This is a genomic window from Francisella sp. 19X1-34 (assembly GCF_041102755.1).
In the GTDB taxonomy this organism is placed as follows: Bacteria; Pseudomonadota; Gammaproteobacteria; order Francisellales; family Francisellaceae; genus Francisella.
On sequence record NZ_JBGCTX010000098.1, the window covers coordinates 1 to 5,133 of the forward strand.

The window sequence follows — 5,133 nt, forward strand, 5'->3', positions numbered from 1 at the left end:
TCTGTAAATCCCTTATTGTTATATTTAAAATATATAACCTAATTAAAATTTACACAATTATCTGTAAAGACCCATTAAATATCTTAGGTATTTATAGAGAAGTTTGATAAAATTGATTAGCTTTAGCGGAAATCAAATTACGATCAAATTTTCCACCCTCCTTATAAAATAATCTCTCAAAAAATAAAATCTTATCTGGCATTTTTTCACTTTGTAAAAATAATTGACAGAATTCTCTGATATCCTTTTCAGTAGTATTATTTTTCTCTGTAACCACACATGCACATAAAATATTTTTATCTTCTTTATTTTTTATTCCTACTACGCATGCATCTCTAACATGAGAGTAATTTAATAATACATTTTCTATCTCTTGTGGCACAATTTTTATATTATTTTTTTCTATTAACTGTTTTTTCTTTCCAGAAAACCAATAATATCCATTATGATCTCTATAAGCTAAGTCTCCTGTACATAACCAACCATTATTGAGAGTTTTTCTAGAATCTTTATCATTTCTCCAATACCCCATCATATTCCCAAAAGTTTTAACAAAAATTTCACCAATTTGATCAGATTTATTAATTACTAAACCATCATTATCTCTCAATTCAATTTGAACCCCCAAAGCAGGCAAACCAACTGAACCTAATTTTTCATCTTTTTTTGATAGATTAATAAAATAAGAAAATGACTCAGTCATCCCCATAACTTGAGTAATAGTACAGTTAGTTAATTTTAAAAAATCTTTTTGTATCCTTACAGGAGCTGAGTCACCACCTACCATTACTGATTTTAGACTTTTAAAATCAGCTTTAGGTATTTTTGAGGTTCTAATGTAATATACTAAATTAGTAAGGTTTGTAGAAAGCATTTGCAAATGAGAAACCTTATATTTAGAAATAGAATAAATCATTTTTTCGGCATTAAACCGAGATAACAAAACCATACTGCCATTAGAAATGAGTGTTGCTATAAGCTGTCCTATTAAACCAGATACATGACATAAAGATAAACTTATACATGTAATAGAGTTACAATCTTGCTTAATTGTTTTCGTTAAATTTTTTGAAGCTAAATACATTGATCTATGAGTATGTACTACACCTTTTGCTAATCCTGTAGAACCTGAAGTATAAATTATTGCAGCTATATCTTCATCTTTTATATTTGATTTAGAGTAGGATGAGTCTCCTATTAATATAGGCATGTATTGATTATGAATAAATCCAATATCTAAGAAATAAACAACCTCTAACCTAGATAATAAATTTGAATCAATATAATCTTTATTTAGAAAATTTTCATCTTTACTAATTAATAAATTGCTTTCACTATTTTTCAGAAAGTGGTTTATTTGACTTGACTCATAAATAGGAACAATAATAGCACCTAACTTAAATATTGCTAAATATAAAAAAATTAACTCTGGACAATTTTCACTATACAAACAGATACGATCGCCTTTTTTCACACCAAGGGTAGATAAATTATTAACTAATACTTTCGTTATTTTTAATAAATCAGAATAATAATAATCTTTTTTTTCAGAAAATATAGCAACCTTATCATTTCCTACATTTATTTCTGGTATAAGTTTATCTAGCATCGACAACTCCTAAACTATTTTTTCTATTAATAACGGCATGGTTCAAATCCACTTAACAAAATAAGTAACTTTTAGATAGCATTTGTAGAGTTATCTCAGTATCATTTTTTCACCACAAAAGCATGATTAAGATAACTCCAGAAATGCAACCCAAACGACTAGCACAAGATTCCAAAAAGAAATTGATAACAGATTGTATTAGAACTACACCTGTAACTCAACTAGCAAATCAACATAATGTTTCTAGAAACACTATTTACACTCAATTAAATACAATTGAGAAAAAAATGCATCAAACTCTAGATAATAATACAAAAGATGTTATATATCATATACCAGTTACAAAAAAATGGATATCCAGTACCATAGCTTTACTGTTTATGATCTGTAAATCTAGTATAAGAGATACCATCTCTTTTATTAAATATGCTGTTGATATGGATGTCTCTAGTGGATACGTGTCATCAATATTAGATCAAACTACGTCTAAAGCTACTGAAGTTAATAATAGCTATGATCTTAGCAATTGTAAGAATAGCGCTACTGATGAAATATTCCATCAATCACAACCAGTGTTAACATCTATTGATCTGGATTCACAGTTTTGTATGGAGCTTAAATTAGAATCTAATCGTGATCATAATACATGGGGATATCATCTACTTAATATGATAGATAGAGGATATTGCCCAGAAAATAATATCATGGACGGAGGTTCTGGCATGAAGAAAGCATTTGAAGAAGTTCTACCTGATGTAAATATCAGATATGATCATTTTCATATTATAAAAAATATTAAAGATACATCTAGATATCTCAAGAATCAGTACGAATCAGCTATGACAGAGTGTATAAAACTATCAATTAGATTAGATAAAAAGCAATGTCCTAAAATCAAATACAAATTACAGAAGGCCACTAAAATAATGACTGAGAAAGAGTTTATACATAATCAATTTACCACATTAACTAATTGGTTGCAGTACGATATATTACAACTTCAAAGTATCTGCCACAAAGACAGAATAGAGCTTTATGACTTTATTCTAGAAGAGCTAGATACGTTAGCAAAAAGACATCCTCACAGAATTAAATGCATTCATACTACATTGAAAAATAATAAAGATAGCTTGCTTAATATTGTACATGAACTAAACAGAGCATTTGATGATATAGCAAAGAAATATTCAATCAATATCTCAGATGTTTGGGATATCTGCAATAATGCTAGATATAACATCCATGGAGATAAGTACAATATAAACATTTTCACCTTCTACGATAAGTATGGTGAAATCTTTGAAGATATTGAAGATGACGTGTTAGAAACAATATCTCGGTTACATAGATCTAGTTCTTTAATAGAAAATATAAACAGTCGTATAAGAGTCTATCTAGATCCTCGCAAAGGATTTAAAGAAGAACGCTTTGAGTTAATTAAATTTGCCCTTAATCATCTACCAAGACGTAGAGCTGCTAATCAAAAACTTAAAGGCAAATCTGCTGCTGAAGTATTTACTGACAAAGATAATATTGATTTTATGGCTTTATTAGGACTTCATCAATTTAAAAGAGTCGCTTAGAGTTACTTAAATTGTTAAATATCTAAATTACAATCTAACAATACCAGTACTGGTAGAATTTGTCACGTCTATTATGAAGTAAAATAACTGTTTTTTGAACCATGTCCCTTTTTTAGAATCTCTCGTTCAGTTTCTGCTTTCTTAAGTTTCTTTTTTAGCTCTGCATTCTCTGATATTAGGTTTTGATATTGAGTTTTATAATCAATCTTTTTATCTTGTGTAGTAGATTTCGACATGTATCTAGTTATCCATGTACAGAGTGTTTTATAATTTATTCCTAGATTATCTGCTATTTCTTTACGATTTGCATCTTCTGTTAAGCATAACTGCACAGCTTGATCCATAAACTCTTCTGGGTATCTTTTGTAAGCCATTTTTCTCTCCTTTTTCTGACATCAAAAGTGTCCCAAATTGACAGGGTAGATCAATCTCGAGAAAAGAGCTTAGGCTCATCAATTTCAACTAATGATAAAGAATCTTTTGAATTAATTGGAGAATTCTCTTTATATACAATCGCTTTCATATTTACCCTACTATATATGTTTTAAGTAATATTATTTCAATTTTAAATGCTAAAGACAATAAAGTTAAATCTAAGTAGGGCCATATTCCTTGTAGCTTACTACGTCTAGATTTTGTAACTTTGAGTAGTGGAACACTCTCGTAATACCTCGTCTACTTGCAACAGTACCTAATTTCATTCTATGCTAGTTTTATATATACTCTTATATAGTATAATTTAAGGTATATAAAGGATGAAAGATATATTAAAAAATTCATTTAATGAAAATGATATTTCAAAACTAGTAATAGAATACTCCTTGAATTATGATGATATTCAAGAGCTTAAATATGCACTTAAAAATGCAAAGCAAACAAAAAAAGATTTAACTTACTTGCAGATTACTGATTTTCCTATACCTAAACTTTCATCTAAAATTTTAAAATTTTCTGAAGAGTTAGAGAATGGTTTAGGTATTGTTAAAATTAATAAATTACCAATAAATGAATTTAGTTTTGATGAAATCAAAGTTATTTTCTGGGGATTAGGAATTTACCTTGGGACTCCAGTTTCACAATCAAATACTCGACAACATATGATGAGCATTAAAGATTTAGGAGAGAAACTTGAAGGTGGTAAAGGGCGTGGTCCAACAACTAAAGCTAAACTAGATCTTCATACAGATACATGTGATGTTGTTGGTTTGTTATGTTGTCATAAGGCTAAACATGGTGGTGAAACTTCCTTAGCAAGTTCAATCCAAGCTTACCACTATATATCACAAAATAGACCAGATTTACTTGATGTTTTATTAAAGCCATTTCCTTATACAAGACCAAATTGGGATAAACAAAGCTATAATAATTATAGTGAGCGGCCTATATTTGCGAAAGAAAATGGGAAATTAATTTGTCAATATATACGACCTTTTATTGAAAATAAATATAATGTTGATGATAATCATTCGATGAGTAAATTATCTCATAAACAAATAGAGGCTATGGATTATTTGGATGATGTATTAAATAAGCTATCATGGAAGTTTTTGTTACAACCTGGTGAAATACTTTTCATAAACAATTTCACTATTTTACATGCTCGTTCAGCATTCGAAGATTATATACAAGAGAATAAAAAGAGATTATTACTTAGATTATGGTTATCTATGCCAAATAGTAGGAAGCTACCAGAGTCTTATATAACTCAATATGGTAGAACGGCAGCAGGCGTCTTAAGAGGAGGTATTTATTAATAATTTAATCATATATGATCATGTAATTCATAAACAATAATAACTAAGCAGTACTTTTATTAAGGGATTGCTTTATAAAATCGGCTCTGTTGCAACTATTGACAATAAGGTTTTTGAAATCTAGTATTTGCGCTAAATATTTTAGTTTAAGAATGTATGAATAGTTTTAAATATAAGCATTTTAATG

The 5,133-nt window shown here is 28.6% G+C and carries 4 protein-coding genes; 2 read left to right on the forward strand and 2 right to left on the reverse strand.

Features of this window, described 5'->3' with window-relative positions:
- Positions 1-91: 91 nt before the first annotated feature.
- Positions 92-1,609: a class I adenylate-forming enzyme family protein gene (locus AB8E56_RS11100; protein ID WP_329481093.1), complete on the reverse strand. Its 1,518-nt coding sequence runs from the start codon at positions 1,607-1,609 to the stop codon at positions 92-94.
- 122 nt (positions 1,610-1,731) lie between these two features.
- Here AB8E56_RS11100 and AB8E56_RS11105 point away from each other — a divergent pair, with 122 nt between their 5' ends.
- Positions 1,732-3,192, forward strand: a complete 1,461-nt coding sequence (locus tag AB8E56_RS11105) for a transposase (protein WP_329481095.1) — start codon at positions 1,732-1,734, stop codon at positions 3,190-3,192.
- 71 nt (positions 3,193-3,263) lie between these two features.
- Here the strand turns inward: AB8E56_RS11105 and AB8E56_RS11110 are convergent, their stop codons facing one another.
- Complete coding sequence (locus AB8E56_RS11110) at positions 3,264-3,566, reverse strand: transposase (RefSeq protein WP_329481097.1); 303 nt, start codon at positions 3,564-3,566, stop codon at positions 3,264-3,266.
- Positions 3,567-3,947: 381 nt separating this feature from the next.
- Here AB8E56_RS11110 and AB8E56_RS11115 point away from each other — a divergent pair, with 381 nt between their 5' ends.
- Positions 3,948-4,946 carry a TauD/TfdA family dioxygenase gene (locus AB8E56_RS11115; RefSeq protein ID WP_329481099.1) on the forward strand — a complete coding sequence of 333 codons (999 nt, stop codon included), beginning with the start codon at positions 3,948-3,950 and terminating at the stop codon, positions 4,944-4,946.
- Positions 4,947-5,133 lie beyond the last annotated feature (187 nt).

Bases quoted from the DNA above. Each gene is read 5' to 3' on its own strand.
- AB8E56_RS11100 (WP_329481093.1), bottom strand. From the start codon at position 1,609: ATGCTAGATAAACTTATACCAGAAATAAATGTAGGAAATGATAAGGTT.
- AB8E56_RS11105 (WP_329481095.1), top strand. From the start codon at position 1,732: ATGATTAAGATAACTCCAGAAATGCAACCCAAACGACTAGCACAAGAT.
- AB8E56_RS11110 (WP_329481097.1), bottom strand. From the start codon at position 3,566: ATGGCTTACAAAAGATACCCAGAAGAGTTTATGGATCAAGCTGTGCAG.
- AB8E56_RS11115 (WP_329481099.1), top strand. From the start codon at position 3,948: ATGAAAGATATATTAAAAAATTCATTTAATGAAAATGATATTTCAAAA.